This is a genomic window from Butyrivibrio sp. AE3004 (genome assembly GCF_000703165.1).
Lineage (GTDB): Bacteria > Bacillota > Clostridia > Lachnospirales > Lachnospiraceae > Butyrivibrio.
This window is the reverse complement of sequence record NZ_JNLQ01000002.1, coordinates 537,265-553,593: the sequence shown is the minus strand read 5'-3', so window position 1 is coordinate 553,593 and position 16,329 is coordinate 537,265. Positions and strand designations below refer to the sequence as shown.

The 16,329-nt window shown below is 41.5% G+C and carries 27 protein-coding genes and 2 pseudogenes; 4 read left to right on the top strand and 25 right to left on the bottom strand.

The window, feature by feature from the left end; all coding sequences use genetic code 11:
- Positions 1–13: 13 nt before the first annotated feature.
- The 14 genes and pseudogenes from BV60_RS0105605 to BV60_RS0105545 form a co-directional block, all read right to left on the bottom strand.
- A complete protein-coding gene (locus BV60_RS0105605) occupies positions 14–931 on the bottom strand; it encodes a helix-turn-helix transcriptional regulator (protein ID WP_035777096.1) in 918 nt (305 codons plus the stop codon).
- Positions 932–1,354: 423 nt separating this feature from the next.
- The gene (locus BV60_RS24195; protein WP_330376203.1) at positions 1,355–1,651 is read right to left on the bottom strand and encodes a hypothetical protein; all 297 of its coding nucleotides are present in this window, start codon (positions 1,649–1,651) and stop codon (positions 1,355–1,357) included.
- 61 nt (positions 1,652–1,712) lie between these two features.
- Positions 1,713–1,826, bottom strand: a pseudogene (locus BV60_RS24365) (EamA/RhaT family transporter); the annotation flags it as partial.
- 105 nt (positions 1,827–1,931) lie between these two features.
- Complete coding sequence (locus tag BV60_RS0105595) at positions 1,932–2,156, bottom strand: integrase DNA-binding domain-containing protein (RefSeq protein ID WP_029320114.1); 225 nt, start codon at positions 2,154–2,156, stop codon at positions 1,932–1,934.
- 69 nt (positions 2,157–2,225) lie between these two features.
- Positions 2,226–2,321 carry a DUF6462 family protein gene (locus BV60_RS24495; protein ID WP_442856303.1) on the bottom strand — a complete coding sequence of 32 codons (96 nt, stop codon included), beginning with the start codon at positions 2,319–2,321 and terminating at the stop codon, positions 2,226–2,228.
- A gap of 121 nt (positions 2,322–2,442) precedes the next feature.
- On the bottom strand, positions 2,443–2,919 hold the full coding sequence (locus BV60_RS0105585; protein ID WP_029320112.1) for a pyridoxamine 5'-phosphate oxidase family protein: 477 nt from the start codon (positions 2,917–2,919) through the stop codon (positions 2,443–2,445).
- 8 nt (positions 2,920–2,927) lie between these two features.
- Positions 2,928–3,248 (bottom strand): DMT family transporter, encoded by a 321-nt coding sequence (locus tag BV60_RS0105580; RefSeq protein ID WP_029320110.1) that lies wholly within the window; start codon positions 3,246–3,248, stop codon positions 2,928–2,930.
- 177 nt (positions 3,249–3,425) lie between these two features.
- The gene (locus tag BV60_RS0105575; protein WP_029320108.1) at positions 3,426–3,608 is read right to left on the bottom strand and encodes a hypothetical protein; all 183 of its coding nucleotides are present in this window, start codon (positions 3,606–3,608) and stop codon (positions 3,426–3,428) included.
- Between the two features lie 6 nt (positions 3,609–3,614).
- Positions 3,615–3,944, bottom strand: a complete 330-nt coding sequence (locus BV60_RS0105570; RefSeq protein ID WP_026513650.1) for a putative quinol monooxygenase — start codon at positions 3,942–3,944, stop codon at positions 3,615–3,617.
- A 13-nt stretch (positions 3,945–3,957) separates the two neighbouring features.
- The gene (locus BV60_RS0105565; RefSeq protein WP_197029531.1) at positions 3,958–4,485 is read right to left on the bottom strand and encodes a flavodoxin family protein; all 528 of its coding nucleotides are present in this window, start codon (positions 4,483–4,485) and stop codon (positions 3,958–3,960) included.
- 551 nt (positions 4,486–5,036) lie between these two features.
- The gene (locus BV60_RS23125) at positions 5,037–5,189 is read right to left on the bottom strand and encodes a hypothetical protein (RefSeq protein ID WP_156035985.1); all 153 of its coding nucleotides are present in this window, start codon (positions 5,187–5,189) and stop codon (positions 5,037–5,039) included.
- Between the two features lie 66 nt (positions 5,190–5,255).
- Positions 5,256–6,098, bottom strand: coding sequence for an aldo/keto reductase (locus BV60_RS0105555; RefSeq protein WP_029320104.1), 843 nt, complete (start codon positions 6,096–6,098; stop codon positions 5,256–5,258).
- Between the two features lie 71 nt (positions 6,099–6,169).
- Entirely contained in the window at positions 6,170–6,613 is a 444-nt protein-coding gene (locus tag BV60_RS24360; protein ID WP_029320102.1) for an acyltransferase, read from the bottom strand.
- An 18-nt stretch (positions 6,614–6,631) separates the two neighbouring features.
- Entirely contained in the window at positions 6,632–7,153 is a 522-nt protein-coding gene (locus tag BV60_RS0105545) for a flavodoxin (RefSeq protein WP_029320101.1), read from the bottom strand.
- Positions 7,154–7,195: 42 nt separating this feature from the next.
- Between BV60_RS0105545 and BV60_RS0105540 the strand changes: the two genes are divergently transcribed.
- On the top strand, positions 7,196–8,017 hold the full coding sequence (locus tag BV60_RS0105540) for a LysR family transcriptional regulator (protein WP_081846591.1): 822 nt from the start codon (positions 7,196–7,198) through the stop codon (positions 8,015–8,017).
- 55 nt (positions 8,018–8,072) lie between these two features.
- Here the strand turns inward: BV60_RS0105540 and BV60_RS0105535 are convergent, their stop codons facing one another.
- The 10 genes and pseudogenes from BV60_RS0105535 to BV60_RS20935 form a co-directional block, all read right to left on the bottom strand.
- The gene (locus BV60_RS0105535) at positions 8,073–8,744 is read right to left on the bottom strand and encodes a hypothetical protein (protein WP_029320097.1); all 672 of its coding nucleotides are present in this window, start codon (positions 8,742–8,744) and stop codon (positions 8,073–8,075) included.
- Positions 8,741–8,869 (bottom strand): GNAT family N-acetyltransferase, encoded by a 129-nt coding sequence (locus tag BV60_RS23120; protein WP_156036182.1) that lies wholly within the window; start codon positions 8,867–8,869, stop codon positions 8,741–8,743. Before BV60_RS23120 ends, BV60_RS0105535 begins: the two co-directional genes overlap by 4 nt.
- Positions 8,870–8,985: 116 nt before the next feature.
- A complete protein-coding gene (locus BV60_RS0105530; RefSeq protein ID WP_029320095.1) occupies positions 8,986–9,345 on the bottom strand; it encodes a dihydropteridine reductase in 360 nt (119 codons plus the stop codon).
- Positions 9,346–9,381: 36 nt separating this feature from the next.
- Positions 9,382–10,401 (bottom strand): NAD-dependent epimerase/dehydratase family protein, encoded by a 1,020-nt coding sequence (locus BV60_RS0105525; RefSeq protein ID WP_029320094.1) that lies wholly within the window; start codon positions 10,399–10,401, stop codon positions 9,382–9,384.
- A gap of 188 nt (positions 10,402–10,589) precedes the next feature.
- Positions 10,590–11,168, bottom strand: a complete 579-nt coding sequence (locus tag BV60_RS0105520) for a TetR/AcrR family transcriptional regulator (protein ID WP_029320093.1) — start codon at positions 11,166–11,168, stop codon at positions 10,590–10,592.
- Positions 11,169–11,348: 180 nt separating this feature from the next.
- Positions 11,349–12,614 (bottom strand): alpha/beta hydrolase-fold protein, encoded by a 1,266-nt coding sequence (locus BV60_RS21715; RefSeq protein WP_051656531.1) that lies wholly within the window; start codon positions 12,612–12,614, stop codon positions 11,349–11,351.
- Positions 12,615–12,867: 253 nt separating this feature from the next.
- The gene (locus BV60_RS0105510; RefSeq protein WP_029320091.1) at positions 12,868–13,416 is read right to left on the bottom strand and encodes a GNAT family N-acetyltransferase; all 549 of its coding nucleotides are present in this window, start codon (positions 13,414–13,416) and stop codon (positions 12,868–12,870) included.
- A 129-nt stretch (positions 13,417–13,545) separates the two neighbouring features.
- Positions 13,546–13,842 (bottom strand): HigA family addiction module antitoxin, encoded by a 297-nt coding sequence (locus BV60_RS0105505; RefSeq protein ID WP_026499360.1) that lies wholly within the window; start codon positions 13,840–13,842, stop codon positions 13,546–13,548.
- A gap of 17 nt (positions 13,843–13,859) precedes the next feature.
- The gene (locus BV60_RS0105500) at positions 13,860–14,138 is read right to left on the bottom strand and encodes a type II toxin-antitoxin system RelE/ParE family toxin (RefSeq protein ID WP_026657287.1); all 279 of its coding nucleotides are present in this window, start codon (positions 14,136–14,138) and stop codon (positions 13,860–13,862) included.
- Positions 14,139–14,439: 301 nt separating this feature from the next.
- A pseudogene (locus BV60_RS20935) lies at positions 14,440–14,694 on the bottom strand (hypothetical protein); the annotation flags it as partial.
- A 17-nt stretch (positions 14,695–14,711) separates the two neighbouring features.
- Here BV60_RS20935 and BV60_RS0105490 point away from each other — a divergent pair.
- The 3 genes from BV60_RS0105490 to BV60_RS0105480 are packed head-to-tail and all read left to right on the top strand — an operon-like array spanning position 14,712 to position 15,961.
- Positions 14,712–15,023 carry a hypothetical protein gene (locus BV60_RS0105490; RefSeq protein WP_197029529.1) on the top strand — a complete coding sequence of 104 codons (312 nt, stop codon included), beginning with the start codon at positions 14,712–14,714 and terminating at the stop codon, positions 15,021–15,023.
- Positions 15,024–15,060: 37 nt separating this feature from the next.
- Entirely contained in the window at positions 15,061–15,318 is a 258-nt protein-coding gene (locus BV60_RS0105485) for a hypothetical protein (RefSeq protein ID WP_029320084.1), read from the top strand.
- 13 nt (positions 15,319–15,331) lie between these two features.
- On the top strand, positions 15,332–15,961 hold the full coding sequence (locus BV60_RS0105480; RefSeq protein WP_029320083.1) for an SOS response-associated peptidase: 630 nt from the start codon (positions 15,332–15,334) through the stop codon (positions 15,959–15,961).
- Positions 15,962–15,964: 3 nt separating this feature from the next.
- On the opposite strand, the gene BV60_RS0105475 is transcribed toward BV60_RS0105480, so the two are convergent.
- Positions 15,965–16,318, bottom strand: a complete 354-nt coding sequence (locus BV60_RS0105475) for a cupin domain-containing protein (protein WP_013282514.1) — start codon at positions 16,316–16,318, stop codon at positions 15,965–15,967.
- Positions 16,319–16,329 lie beyond the last annotated feature (11 nt).

Here is a 16,329-nt window from a genome sequence, read left to right as displayed (position 1 = left end):
CCATCCAGTCTCATTACAATTTGTCCTCCTTATATATCGTTGCCATTTTTTGTACCATTTCTGAAATCTGCTGCCTGACTTCTACGGGTTCAAGCAATTCTGCCTTATCTCCGAAAGTCATTATCCATGTGATCAAATTTACTATGTCCGTGTAATCAGTAGTAAACATAAGCCTTCCGTCGTCTGTTTCTGTATAGCAATTTGGTCCGAATTCTTCCACCAGGCGCCACTTCACATCCTTGGAAAAAAGGGCTTTAACCTTGATTCCTCCGGGAAATATCTTTTCCGTGGACAGATCAGGTAATGGTGCTGCTCTACATACAAAGACTTTATCTGTTTCAACCACTTTATCCATGCGGTTTAATTTGAATAGACGATAGTCTTTGCGCTTTTGACACCATCCATAGACATACCAGTTGCTCCACTTAAACACCACGTAATACGGCTCAATAGCGCGCTTTCCTTCTCCCGCCTGGGAATAATAGTGAAAAGTCAAAAGATGCCTGTTTTCTATCGCATCTTGAATGGTTGATATCTTTGGGGCCAGTGATGTCTTATACCATGATGACAGATCGATAAGGACAGAATCCCTACCGCTGATAAACTCCGAGGATCCTGCCTGAAGCTTCTCCATAAGCTGCCCGTAATATCCACTTCCACTGACACTATCAAGACTTCGAAGTCCCGCCAGGATCATCTGCATGTCCCTTGATGTCAAAAGAGTCCTATCCATCCGGTAACCTTCCATGATGCTAATACCGCCGCCAACTCCCTGGGTCGTTTTGATTGGTATTCCTGCCTGACAAAGAGTCTCAATATCTCTGTTTATGGTTCTTCTGGACACTTCGAAATGCTCAGCCAGCTCCGGAGCTGTAGTCATCTCTTTTTGCAAAAGAATTGATAGTATGCCAATCATTCTTTCTATCTTCATTTGATCACCTTCTATGATTATCATACAAGCGTAAACATGTCATCTATATGTCATGTTTATATTTTACACTTTTATAGCACAAAAAAGCCACAACCAAATGGTCGTGGTTTTTTGAAATCTGCAATGCAGATTGATTATCTCTTTGAGAACTTTTTCACTGCCTTAAGTGCCTTGTTTTAGGCATTTGTATGGGGAGTTGCTGTTTACCTGCTGCGTACGGTAGAAAGCTCAGGACTACTGTATGCGGTTGGTGGCAACTTGAATAACTACGATCAAAAATAATACTCTGATTTTACTATCTACTTATTAAATCTTTGTCTGTCTTTTGTAAGATTATCTTCCGATTTTACAATGCTCCCCTATGACCCAGAGCAATTTCCAGCTCCTCTACACTGTGTGTATGTCCGTGTTTGCCTTCATTAATCACATGGGCGTGATCATGGGAATGCTCTCTCCAAGTATCATAGCAAATATAAACGATCCTGTTCCTGATCCGAGTCCCTTTATGGTTACTATCTCATAAGTGCTTTTTCCGGATATCTTTCTTGTACAGTTATTTTCAAGTCCCCAGCAAACAGTTGCTCCAAGAACAAATACCGAGCCCAAGGAAAAAGAAAAACTTCCCTCTCCTGAAAATGAAAGGATTATGCTTGCCACTGTAATAAGGGATATTGCTCCCCACAGTCTTGCAGATACTTTCTCCCGGAAGAGTTCTTTCATCCCGGGATTCTTTTTTGGCGTGAAAAACATATATGATCCCGACGCCAAGACCTGCTCCAAGGTACAGGAATGCGGCCATGAATGTCGGTGCCACATTATTAAGCAATAGTTTCGAGAATGGTATGTTTATCGCATAAAACAGTGCCGCAAGAACGGCATATATGATAGCATTCAATTTCTTATAGTCCAAAATGATTCATTCTCCTTTAGCAGGTAAAACTGAAAATCTTTCGTGGAATCCCTAAGCTCGTATTTAGTTGAGATGTAGCGATCAAAGGTATCATTGATAGTAGGCCTTGCCCTGGGCATATAAATCCAGCCCGTCAAGCTGATCTCTTTGAAGCTTCTGCTCCTTTTCACGGAGCTCTGTCAGATCATTCGCGTATATGAACTTCCTTCTCCCTAGGGGATCAGTGTAGGAATACATATACCTCCGATCATCTTTTCTCTGGATCTCTCCCTGTTTAAGGGCTCGACCTCTTAAGTCTTTCCTTGCTTTTGCCATTCTATTTTCCTCCTGTATTTAGAGGACCCTTAATGCTTAAGAATTGCGAAAGCAAGGCATCTGCACGCTTTAATTATAATGCTGACAGCACTCATTTTCAAAAAGGTCACAGTTTACAAGTACCAGCTTGTCTACTTTGTAAGTTGCCTTTGCTTCTCTTGCCAAAGATTGGACTTATGGAGGAAAAAGTACAATGACGTTGTACCTTCAGACAAAAGAAAAAGACGCATAAACCATATGGTCTACACGCCTTACATCAGCATTGATGATTACTCCACTCTATTATTTATGATTCATTAACCAGCTTCCCTGTCATATGCTCAGGAATGAGTTCAAGGCACTGTACTCTCGGCAGAGCATTTTTCAATTCCTTTTGTAAATACTCTTCATCATCCGTGAACTTTTTTGTGAGATTGGTACAGATTTTTATTGCAGTATCCTCATCCTCAACCAGCTTGATTCTGCCAAATACAATTACGCTGTTAATATTTAAAGCCCAATCGTCGTCTTTCCGATAGCCTTCATCCCAGGTGCAAAAGCTGACTTTATCACAAGCCTTAATTGCATCAATCTTGTGACCTTCCTTAGCCCCATGAAAATAGATTTTCCCATCCTCTTCACAATACCACTGGTTAATCGGTAAGCCATACGGATAACCATCCTCGCCAATCAGGGACACTACTCCTCTCTTTGAATTTTTCAGCACCTCAATGCACTGTTCATCTGTAATCTGTTGCTTAAATCTTCTCATCTTTCTAAACATAGTACACCTCAATCCTTTGCTAATAATTTTAATCCTGCAATTCCAACTACAATTAAAATAACACATATAACCTGTGGAACTGACAATTTCTCATTAAAAAGAAAAATCCCAAGCAGCGTAGTACCCACGATTCCCATGCCTGTCCACATAGCATAAGCTGTTCCCAAAGGAAGCTGCCTAAGTGCGATCGACAAAAACACAGCACTGGCTATATATCCCACACCGGTAATAATTGATGGGATAAGCACAGAAAATCCGTTAGACATTTTCATTGTTACCGCCCATGTTATTTCAAGAGCTCCTGCAATAAACAGATAGATCCATTTCATTAGAAAACCTCCATATAATTAAATACGCCATTCCCCTGCCTGCTAAGACCTAACGGTAAAGGAATGACGTTTATCCCACTACTCGGTAGCAATGGGCGTCTTTTTAATTCAACTGTTCTGATGTTACTTAATAATTCGGGTTATTTCAATCTACCAATATCCATACTTACTGGATTTTCAGATAATCCTCTTCTGCCACCGATTCATTATATCGGTGACACCGGAAGTCTCTGCTACACTTATTTCTGTCGTAGGCGCATTTACAGTTTCTTTATCCGATGATACTTCAGCACATCCAACAAGCCTAATACAGTAAATGCTGAGATAAGTAGCATTGAAATTATTTTCTTCATCAGGCACCCTTTCTTATTTTCTTATGAAATCTTTATCCTTATCCGGCATACTGTTGTCAGAGACATACCTTTCTACAGTCATATGAAGATCATATTTTTCGCGAAGTTCCATGATAGTCTGCATCATAGGTGAAGCATGATGGACATCAATAGACTCCTGATCCTCCCAACTATCTATCAGAAGAATTGTCTCAGGGTCATCCAAAGACTGATAATACTCATACTTAAGATTTCCTGCCTCATTTCGTATTTTTTCAACCGTTCCGCTTTTTGTCATTTCCTCTGCAAATCTTTTTGCAGCACCATCTGTTCCTTTATAACGTAAATTAACTGTAATGCTCATCATAGACCTCCAATCACAGATTTTTACCGGTTTCATATGCTTCAGCCATTGCCTTGGTACTCACCACTTCGCCTTTTTGCCAGACGCCTTCTCCCCATATTGTTTTCTTTACAGTATTTCCAAGATGGACAAAAATCGTCTTAAGCTCCAATTCTACAAGTTCCAAACCTTTTTTTCCATCATGACCGGTAATAATAAGATACACATCGTGTCCTCCCAGGTCCTGCCACTTTGGAAGAAATCTGTCTATGACAGTTTTAAGCATGCCATTCATAGTTAAAAAATATGTTGGAGTTGCAATTACAAGTACATCTGCTTTACTGATTTTCTCAAGTATCTCTGACATATCATCCTGAATAACACATTTTCCTGTTTTAAAGCAAGCATAACAGGCACGACAGAAGCTAATGTTATTATCATATAGATAAATCTTCTCCGCAGAGTTTCCGCTTTCTATTGCACCTTTCTTAAATTCATCGCATAAGATATCTGAATTTCCCTGCTTTCTCGGACTTGCTGACAATATCAACACATTTTTCATTATCATAGCCCCTTTCCAAAGTGAATCTTATTTGTTATGTGCTCGCTAACATTAGATTTACTTGTATGATACAGATCTGCTAGCTGCTGCTGAGTGAGCCAAACTGTCTCATCCTCGAGTCTGACATCTATCTTGGTTACTCCATCATCTGAGCTGTATATTAAATTTCACCTTTTTCTTCGGCCATATAAAATCCGCCTCGTAAAACTTCGTAACTGAAGTCTCTATTAATCTATTTTGCGGTCATATAATTTGACCGCAATTAAACTCTGCAATAAAGCATAACATAAATTCACAGGCATTAACATCGTTAGATACAAACATGAATGTCGTCTGTCGCCCTTATTTTATGCAGGAATTATACATTTTGTTAACATATCATCAAGCAAGATATACTGCAAGATATTATCTCTTAACGGCAAAATACATAATCCCGTTGATGGTATGAATCACAAAAAATGGAACCGCCGTCCCTGCCAACAGGTAATTTCTCTGCCAAAGTCCTAAAAACAAATAGTACAACGGAACAACGGCAAACTGAGTGATTATGATCAGCCATCCATACTGTGATCTGCTTCCGCACTTTGATCATTCGTGATCGTACTGTTTTGCGGTGCAGTATTTTCTATACTGTTATCTGTGCTTCCACATCCGCCAAGACCTATTACCATAAGTGCTGTAAGAAGCAGACTTAGAATTCTCATTTTTTCTTCACTATCATTTCCTACGTCAAAAACCGCCTAACATTCTCGTTTTCACTGATCTTCACCTCAACCCTTTTCAAAATCAGGTTTCCAGCCTGCGAACTGTTTAAGCTGCTCTTCTGTCCTGTGATAATATCTCTCATTCTTATCAAGCTCCGCAATCTTAGCCATCTCTTCGTCCGTCAGCTTAAAATCGAGAATGTTGAGATTATCTTTGATATGATCTTTCGTTTTACTACCGGGGATCACCACAAATCCCATCTGTGTATGCCAGCGAAGAATGATCTGTGCCGGAGACTTTCCGTACTTCTTTCCAAGTTCGGCAAATACCGGTTCATTTATAAGGCTCTTATCCCCGTGACCCAAGGGATACCAGCTCATAAGCTTGATGTCACACTTATCGAGATTTTTTCTTAGTTCCTTCTGGGTAAAATATGGATGAGCCTCTACCTGGATAAACTGGGGTGCGATCTCCCACTTCGTTTCAAGCTCCTCGATATACTTTCCTTCAAAATTTGAGATACCGATGCTCTTTGCCTTGCCTTCCTTATAAGCCTTCTCAAGCTGTCTGTATCCTTCAAGCCAGTTGCCTGCTGGCTGATGGATATAAAGAAGGTCTACGTAGTCAACCCCAAGGCGCTCCAAAGTTTCATCCACAGCATTCGGATTCTCATATTCACTGGGCCAGAGCTTTGTGGAGAGAAAGATTTCTTCCCTCTTTACTCCGCTGTCCTTCATACCTCTTCCTACTGCCCGTTCGTTTACATATGCATTGGCAGTATCAATGAGACGATATCCCATCTTAAGCGCTTCTCTTACACTGTTTTTCGCATCGGCAGGCGAAAGCATAAATGTTCCGATTCCAACTACAGGACATTCCAGTTTGTTATTAAGTGTTACATATTCCATTGCATGATCCTCCATTCATTAATAGGTTGACGCTTTTGAACTCGTCAGTTTCCATGTTCCGTTTTGTTTATTCATTCCCTCTGCTCAGCCGGATCCTGCATCCTGATCACCTTGGCAGGTACGCCTCCGACTACCGCGTAATCCGGTACATCCTTGGTAACCACAGCACCTGCTGCTACAACAGCATACTCACCGATGGTCACGCCCGGGCAGATGGTCACATTCATCCCGATCCAGGCATTCTTCTTAATGGTAACTTTACCGTAGGTATAGATCGCATGACGTTCATTCGTATCATGATTGATGGTTGCGACCCGAAGCCCGGGGGCCGCCATGGATCCGTCTTCGAATTCAATACCGCCGGATGCAGACAGTATTGCTGAATGATTTATGAAAACGCCCTTTCCAAATTTCACCCTGTTCCCGAAATCGCAGATAAAAGGTGTCAGGATCCTCACATCAGTAGGTCCGCCCTGTTCCATCAGATCAAAAACATATCCCTTTTCGCTATCCATCTCTGTCACTGTCCTTTTTTAGATCAAACCGTTTGCCGCAAACCACTTCTTTACTACATCCCCGGAATCAGCTGCCTTAGAGCCAGTGATCGCAAGTCCGCTCTTTACCGTTGCTCCTTTGGCAGACTTTTTAATATCACTCTCACTGGATCCCATTCCGCTTCCTTCATTGGTACAAAGGGGAAGGATCGTCTTTCCGGTGAAGTCATATCTTTCCAGGAAAGTTGCGACTGCCATCGGGAAAGTTCCCCAATAATTCGGGTAACCAAGAACGATGGTGTCATACTCATCGATGCTGCCTAAATAATCAGTAAGCTCGGGTCTTGCATTATTCTGCTTGTCCTTCTTCGCTTCATCGATGCAGGTCATGTAAACCGGTGAATAAGGGTCCTTCATCTCGATCTTAAATGTATCCGCATCGATCAGCTCCTTCATGATCCCTGCTACGATCTCGGTGTTCCCGACCTTTACGTATCTCATTGCTCCGCCAAAATAGTTCTCATCTGCTCTTGAAAAGAATGCTATCAGTGTTTTTGCCATCGTGTTATCCTCCGTTATTCGACCTAAGGGGTACCGCTTGCGGTGGATGCCTTTGTAAGCCAGCCCACATTTTCCTATCAGGTAAAACTGTTGGAAGATGAGGTCGGCTTTAAGATATTTGAAAGGGACGGCAAGGGAGCCGCACTCACTCCTGCCGGTCAGCAGTTCGTAACGTATCTTTCCGGTATACGTGAGGATATGAAGAGAGCAATAGAACAGGGGCAGAATTTCAGTGCCAGGTATACTGACAACATAACAGTTTCCATGATGGTCAGACAGGCCATATATTTCCTGCCTGAGGCGATTCGCATATTTGAAAAGGAGCAACCCGGTGTTCAGGTCACTCCTCTGTTTCAATACGATAATGGTGTAGAGAGTTTTTTAAAGGATGAGTCCGATGTCCTCTTTGCGCTCATCGAACAGACTAAGCATATCCCGGGGATCAGCGTACACAAGCTCTTTGATTCCGGGATTTACCTTATTGCTGATAAAAACGATCCGCTGGCAAAAAAGAACCTCATCACAGATGAAGATATCTACGGACGCACACTCATGGTAGGAGGTGGCTCTCCGAACGCTTTACGTAGTGTCCAGCAGAAGCTCATCGCCTCCGGGAAGATCGAATATTTTAACAGTCCCGATCACGACTCTACTCTTGTAAATGTTGCATCCGGCAAAGGCATCTGCCTTGCTCCCGGATTCTTAAACGACCATAGCGGACAGTTTGCATGGATCCCTTATGACTGCAAGGAATGCTTTCACTGCGTTCTCTGCACTCACAAGACGGATAGCCGAGAGAGCCTTGCCGCATTTATCAAGACGCTTCAAAAGCTGTACAATGATGCAGTGGCCTTCCCACTTTAACTTCTGCTTTTCCGCTCTAAATCCCTAGAAGGTGGAGCGTTATGCTGAAAGTTATTTAGTTCTCGTTCAATCCGTGAACAGTAAAGATTGTATTCTTCTCAAACATCCCTACAGCAAATGCCAATTTGAAATAAAAAGGCATATTCTCATAGGCTTCAAAACTTGTGCGCTGTAAAAATTCATCTACAGATAACTCTTCAACATAACCATAAGGATTTACTACAGTTATCTTGTCATTAGGAATATCCATCCCAACAAGCAGGGAATAATGTAGCGTCCACACATCACCATACTTAGCTGCCCACTCAAATGGCACAGGGATTCCTCTTGCCAGGTTTTCATAAGCTACATCTATCAGTTCCGTATTTGCCATGTATTTATGGATGGACGTAGTATACTCCGGAAAGCGCTTGTTCATTTCTTCGCAAAACTTATCTCCTGTTGAGGTTATGACCTTGCCATATTCATTGTACAGATCCTCTTCTGTCAGATGCCCCTCATTCCATGCAGAAAACATCTCAATACAAGCATAACCACAGGAAACATCCTGAATTATTACCTCTACTCCATCAACATATACCGGAGTGCTATATTTATCATCTTTATATATAGACGAATATTCAGTTAGAATTCTTTCTGTCTGAATCCGTAGCTTTATCAAAAGTCCCACCAGCACAACAATAATCAGCGTTATAAAAATGAAAATACTGCGAATTGCTTTTTTCAAATAATACCTCCCTTGTAAAAAGAAATAGCCTTGAAATTGTAGCTCTGTGTCCCAAGCACCGCCATCCTGGCTCCACTTTTATCTGCCACCTCCAGGATCTTTTCTAGAAGAGCCGTCCCCTTCAGGTTCTATAGAACGATATTTATCTTCTACTATATCCGTTTTTAAACAATAAAAAAAGACATCTGACAATTATATCCGCCAAAACATGTTTACCATCCGAAAGTAGCACTGGTATGCTTCATTGTGCTTCTCCTGTTATCTCTTTGGCAAGTTCCAGAATTTCAAAGGCATATTTTTCCTTACCCTTTTTAAGGAGCTTCTTGTATAAAGGATAGTTGATGCCGCAGATTGCAGCACCTACTATTCCAAGAAGCACCCCAAAGACCAGGAAAATTTCTCCTGTTCCAAAGACGCTAAGTCCAAAACACATCCCTGTTCCAAAGATTAAAGTCCCAATAATTCCAAGCGTCATGGCTGTTATAAATGCCGGAAGCTTTGCTCTTTCATCAAGCTTTTTTAGCTGCCTTACCTTATTTGTTTCCTTTGGCATGTAATCCTTTGCAACACTTTCTGCATAAACCTTATCTAAATCGTTCATCGTATTCTTCTCCTTCTTTTCTCTTGAATGTCCTTTTTATGCGATCTTTCCTGTTTCTTTGAGCCATCTGATCTCGTCACGTATGGTCTCTCTATATGACCTTGTGGTATAACCCAGATCCTTACTTGCTTTACTTGAATCAAATCGGTTGTTTCTTGCAAGGTTGTAAACGGAGAATGTTGTCATAAGAGGCTTTTCTCCAGTCTTCTTAGCCTTTTTCTCAAGTACCCCGGCAATCAGGTTTGCTACTGATATTGGTAAAAAGAACTTCATCTGCTTGCAACCGCTCTCCTCTGAAACAAGCTTTGTAAAATCCTTAAAACTAACAGGCTCATTTCCAAGGATGTAGCACTCTCCGCTTTTGCCCTTATCAGCTGCCCCAATGAGTCCGTCAGCCAAATCTCTTACATCACACAGATTAAAGCTTCCATCGATTCCTGCAGGCATCTCGCCATTGATGATGTCAACTAAAGTCTTGGTGGTCTCGCCCATTGCAAAATCCTCAGGTCCAAGGATTCCTGACGGGTGTACCACACAGGCGTTAAGGCCTTCCTTTGCAGCTTTGAGCACCACGTTTGTTGCCATAGCCTTTGACAATGAGTAGCAGCCTTTGATTCTCTCAGGATCAAGGGGAATAGATTCTTCGCACTCTCTTATGGTTCCTTTTTCTTCCTCAGGTATTGCTCCTGTCGATGAACAGTAGACAAGCTTTGATACATTGTGCTTCCTGCACATCTCTATGATGTTTTCTGTTCCTCCGACATTTACATCCATAACCTTCTGACTATAATCAGGATTTACTGTTACGATGCTCGCTATATGAAGCACAATTACTTCCGTATCTTCAGGTGTCTCAAATAATCTTTCCAGGTCATCTTTGTTACAAAGATCGCCGTATGCTATTTCAACTTCCTCAGGAAGATATTTTGCTGACTTGTCGCCTTCAAGGACAAACGCCCTTACTTTTTCATTTCTTTCAACAAGCTTTCTGCAGACTGTGCTTCCAAGAAATCCTGCTGCTCCTGTTACCAGATACATCTTATTTGTTTTGCTCATTTATCTTTTCCTTTCTTATTCTCAATTTGTTTTTTTGCTCTTTGCTTTGAGCTTGAAGTCATTATAGGAAAATGAGCACGCAAAAAGAACAACACTTTTTGCAAAATGTGTTGATTTCGGGAGTACAGGTCCCGACACGTTTTGTAAAAAGTGTTGATTTGTAAATTCGATATAGTGTTTTTACTGCGTTATGGCTTGATGATACACTTCTGTATGACGCTTATGATCTCATCTTTTGACTCGGTGCATCCACCTCGTACCCACTCAGTGACAACTCCGATAATGCCCTTAAGATAAAAGACCATGATAAGTGGCTGTTCTTTTTGGGGAACTCCAAACCTTGTAAGAATGGGGCCGAATATTGTTTTAAACCAGGTTTCATAGGTCTTTTCTGCGCCCATCATTTCGTTCTTTTCATACATCAGATAAAAGAGCTTGCGGTTCTCTTCCACAAAATCCAGATATGGCATCAGATACTTGGGTGTTACAAGAAATAGCTCATCCTCTTTTTTTTCATCAATATCAAGTGCTCCAGGCCCCTCAGCACCAAAGCGCCCAAAGAAATCTTTATATACAGCTTCCACCGTTTCATGCAGAAGATCATTTACATTATCATAGTGAAGATAAAAGGTGGATCTGTTAACGCCAGCGGTTTCACATATCTCCTTAACAGAAATAAGTTCAAAATCTTTACTGTCAAGAAGTGTCAGTAACGCTGTATGCATTTTTTCCGCTGACTTAAAATACTTGCTCTCATTCTTGTTCATAGCAAAGCACTCCTAACACCTGTAGACTCATATATTCCCGAATAAAGTTCGGGAATATATGACAAATAGGCCATTCCAGTGCGACTACGTCGCAGGGCCTATTTGCACTTGTATCATATTCTCACGAAATGCGCAGCGTAGTGCGCATTTCTATAATTTCATCTAAGAAGTCATGATCTCTTACTGCTGGAACAACCATTCCATAACTGCTATACAGTTATAGGCGTAGTCGAATGAAGCCATATGGTATGAAGCTCCGCCTCCGGCGCCTCCACCATTTCCGCCCATCATTCCTTGAGGCTTCTCGCCGGTCATTTCCATTGCCGGCTTATCTTCACTTACATCTGAAGAAGCGTCTGTAGCAGCCTCGGGATTTGAAAGGCCTCCTTCTTCAGAAGAACTCATCTGCCCGCCGTTTCCTCTTTCGCCAAAGCTGCCATCTCCACCGCCCATGGGTGAATTGCCTGTTCCTGCATCAATTGTTCCTGTTTTCCAGGATATGAAGTATGCTCCTGTAGCTTCTCCACTGAGTAATTCTGATGCAGCTGATGAAAGCTCATCTGCCGACCATGTTCCGTCCCATTGTGCATATGTGTAGGTGACGCCATCTGCGTCATATCTAGCCATAAGGTCCTGCGCTCCGGTCCATGCACTTGTATCATCTTCAGCTGCAAAATAAACGAAGGTCTGCCCCTCCAGATTTGAAAGAAGTTCCGTACACCACTGACCATCAACAAACATACACGCAGCATATAAATCCGGGTATTCCGATGCAAGTATGAGTGTCGTCATGCATCCCATGGACTGACCTGTTCCATAGATTCTATCAGTATCTACTGCGTACTCATCTGACATGTAATCAATAAATCTCTTGGTAAGCTCAACATATTCTGTTGTACTATATCCATCATGGTCATCAAGAATTGTTTCAGGATATGTTGGTACAGCTACTATGGTCGGATATACTGACTGCCATTCTGATGTTGCCCATACAAGACCGCCAAGCCCCTGTGTAAGCGAATACTCAGCATCGGTTCCTGCAGTTGTCGAATCACCTATGAACACAACCATGGGGTATTCTGAATTTTCATCATATCCTTCAGGCAGGTACAGATTATAAGTTATAGAAAGATCCGTCTCCTCATCAGTATAAGTGAGCTGGTCAAAAAGATCTGTATATGTCTCCACAAGACCCTCTTCATCTTCAGCAAGTGTGTTACTGACAAGACCCAACTCTACAGCAGAACCGGTATCTTTAGTTGTTTCAGTTTCTGCAGCAGAATCTGAAGCTTCTTCTTTTACCTCTTCAGAAGAAGCACTTTCTTCCTGAGTACTTTCCGATGAATCGGTCTGGATACTGTCTACCTGCTGAGCCTGGCTTCCACAAGCTACTGCAGATACGGTTATCGCACATGTTGTCAAAATAGTTGCCAATTTCTTGAACATTATAAAAATCCTCCATATATTTGTTCCTGTTCATCATAAAAGTTTTGGAGTATTTTATATTGCGAGCTACCATTCGCAGTAAGCATATTCACTGAATCAAAACGTGCCCTGTTCTCAACTTACAGTCTCATTATAGACGAGTTAACTTAATCCAACCTAAAGAACCAATAAATATATTCTAAAATCATTAGTTACTTATTTTCTCTTCAAGCTTCTTGCGCTGTCTTCTTTCATAGATTGTATTCCCGGGATCTCACCTATCTGATCTTAGAATTGCATACCAACTGGAATCATTAAGTCCCTGGTTGTTAATATCTGAGCTACGGAGTGTCCCTTCGTACTTCATTCCACATTTTTTCATGACCATACCGGAGTGTGGATTATTAACATCATGCCTTGATTCGATACGATTTGCTTCCACCTTGTCAAAAAAGAAATCTATGACTGCTTTTAATGCTTCAGATGTAATCCCCTGATTCCACCAGCGCTTTCCGATACAGTATCCGATATGGATCATGTTTATACTCTCTTTCATGCCAACTGCAGAGATACTGCCTATCGGTTCATCTATTTCTTTTAGAACAATGGCCCACTGATAGTACTTTTCATCCTTATATGAATCCACCCACTGTTTTAAAATCTCTTTTGTAACATCCACCGTTCCATGAGGTGGCCAAGTCAGATACTTAGTAACTTCTTCATCATTTGCCCAGTTCTTAAACATGGCATCGGCGTCTTCACTCTTGAATTGTCTCAGTATAAGCCTTTCTGTTTCGATTGTCTGTGTCCCACAATGCTTCATCTTATCCTACTCTCCCTTTTTTCCTATCATCTTTTCCGACAACTTATGGATTATCATACCTTTTTTCAGACAAAAATAAAATAGCTCCGGACATCAACTAATCAAATCTTGATTCCAGAGCTATTACAATCATCCCTCTTTTACTGCGTCCAGAGGAAAGGGTATTACATTTGATGGTTCATTTTGCTGTGCTATCCATAGCGTCAGTTTCTGCTGCATATTCATCCAGCTTTCCGGAGATGTATTAGTTGCCTTGCTTATCCTTATGGCCATTTCCGGGCTAAGAGAAGCTTTCTCATTAACAAACTCTGACAATGCTTTTCTACTTACTCCTAGCATTCTCGCTGCATCGGTGACTGTGAGATTCAATGGTTTCATTACATCTTCCAAGAATACATTTCCTGGATGTGTCGGTCTTCTAGTCATGTGTTTTTCCTCCTTCCTCAGTGATAGTCCATGTAGTCTACAAGAAATGCATCCTGACCCTCAAAGTAAAAAGTCATTCTCCAATTACCATTTACTGTAACAGACCACATATCCTGCTTATCACCTTTAAGTGTATGTAATCTATACCCAGGCAAGTTCATATCTTGAGCACTGGTGCTGGCATCCAATCGGTCAAGCATTCTCGCTAATTTCGGTGCATGATCTGGCTGAATTCCCTTCTTTGAACCAGTTTCATAGAAGTCTTTTAAACCTTTATGTGCAAACGATTTTATCATGTCATTATTATAACCTGTAACGTTACAGGTGTCAAACTCCCTTTCTGTTTGCGCTTATCCTTGGATCGTCATCCGCTGGCTGGTTACTGACATAAGAAAAGCGCCAGACCCATGAGTTTTAATTCTCATGAGCTGACGCTCAATATGCCTTTATTCTTTTGCAAAAGAAATGGACTCGGAGGTGAGGTGTTTTTGTTTTCCTCATTTCTTTGTCCATTGTAAATATAACACACTCAAAAACGCCTGAAAACAGACAGCAAGCGGACATTTTACAGACATTATGCGGACATTTTGCAGACATTTAAGAAATCTGCGTTTCAAATACTTCTCCTATATCACCATCAATGCATATACTTCTATCTGCAATTTCCTCTGGGCAGAATGATTCACCATAATTTAAGCAGGCATATACCGCTTTCTCATTTGCCAGCGTCATCTGCCAGAATGGATACTTTATTATAACAGGGGTGTTGGCTCCCACTCCAAGTTCAAGATAAAGAACGTGAAGATTCTCATGTCTACGAATAAAATCAGAATATGCTGCAGATGCCCTATTCAAATGGCACAGTGCGTATGCGTGCAGCAACCAACAGTGTTCAGCTGGTTACTGACCTTTTAATGGCAGATGTAAAGAAAAAAAGTGATCACAGGATTCTATTCCGCAGACTTGGTATCTGTGCCTGTGATGTAAAAAGCGACGAAGGAATATTTCAGATGGATCTGTTTACAGATTACGATGCACTAAACAGAGAAAAAAGACTTCATGCTGCCCTTTTGGAAGTCAGGACAAGGTATGGCGCAAATGCACTTCTTAAAGGAACAAATCTCCTTGAAGGTGCAACAACTATAGAGAGAAATAGGCAGATCGGAGGTCACAGAGCTTAAAGCACAGCCTCCGGTCTATTAGAAACGGAGGAATCAGATGAATAGCGAAAGTTCTGTGATAGAAATACCTTCCAATTTCAGATACAGAGATGTCTTTTTAAAGGGAAAACCAAAGCATGATAAGACTGACAGCTTTTCCATAAAACATCCGGCAATGGATCTTGGAAGAAGAGCCAAGATATTCAGTCCCTTTGATGCTCTTAAAGGTTTTAGCGATGAGCTTGCAAAATCCGAGCAAATGAATGAAGACTACTTTGCCGATAATGGTTATGAAGATATAGATGAATATCCATAGGAGTTAAAACGATATGTGTACCAGATATGCGCTGGAGAAGGATCTCCCGGAGTTAAAAGATATAATTGAAATAGCTTTACGGTCATCTCTAACCAGTAAATTTGTAGATACCTACGCAAGGCCGCTGATCACTGATGGAGAAGTACGCCCAACAGATATAGTTCCTGTAATAGCCCCCAATGCCAAAGGTGTAAAAAGTGTATTTCCCATGCAATGGGGCTTTCTTGCAAGAGACGGTAAACGGAGCCTTTTCAATGCCCGTGTTGAATCCGCTATGGAAAAGCCCACCTTCAAGGACGCCTGGAAATCACACAGATGCATCATCCCAGCTTCTTATTACTTTGAGTGTGAACATTTCAAAAGCGCAGATGGCAGGGTCAAGACCGGTGATAAATATGCCATACAGCCAAGAGGCTGCACTGTGACCTGGCTCTGCGGTCTTTACCGCATCGAAGACGGCTATCCTGTATTTGTGGTTCTCACCAAAGAGCCAACAGCAGAGCTCTCCAAAATCCATGACAGGATGCCACTTATGCTTCCAAAAGAAAGAATAGATGAATGGATAAGCCCTGCATCAGATCCGGCTGAAATTGTTCCGTTTGCTTTATCAGATATGGTTATGGAAAAAGCTGGTGTCTTTTGAGGATCAGTACATCACTGCATCCTCTGCAGTGAATCCACCAATTGAACCTGCCTTGACCTGGATACATGCATAGCTTAACTCTGAATCTTCCGCAGCAAGAAACTGTCTCTTTCCTTCAGGTGAAATTCTAACCACATCACCTTTAGCGATTTCAACATCCTCTCCATCAATTACAGCCTTACCCTTTCCGGAAAGAATAAGATAGATTTCCTCATTATTTTTATGTGAGTGTACAAAGGGAACACCTGCTCCTGCAGGAAGATGATTGATACTTATCTCTGCTCCCGTTAAACCAAGAGCATCATGAAGTTCTGTTCTAGGAGCCTCTGTTACGTTTACTTTTTTGAAATTTGACATTTTTGTTTTCC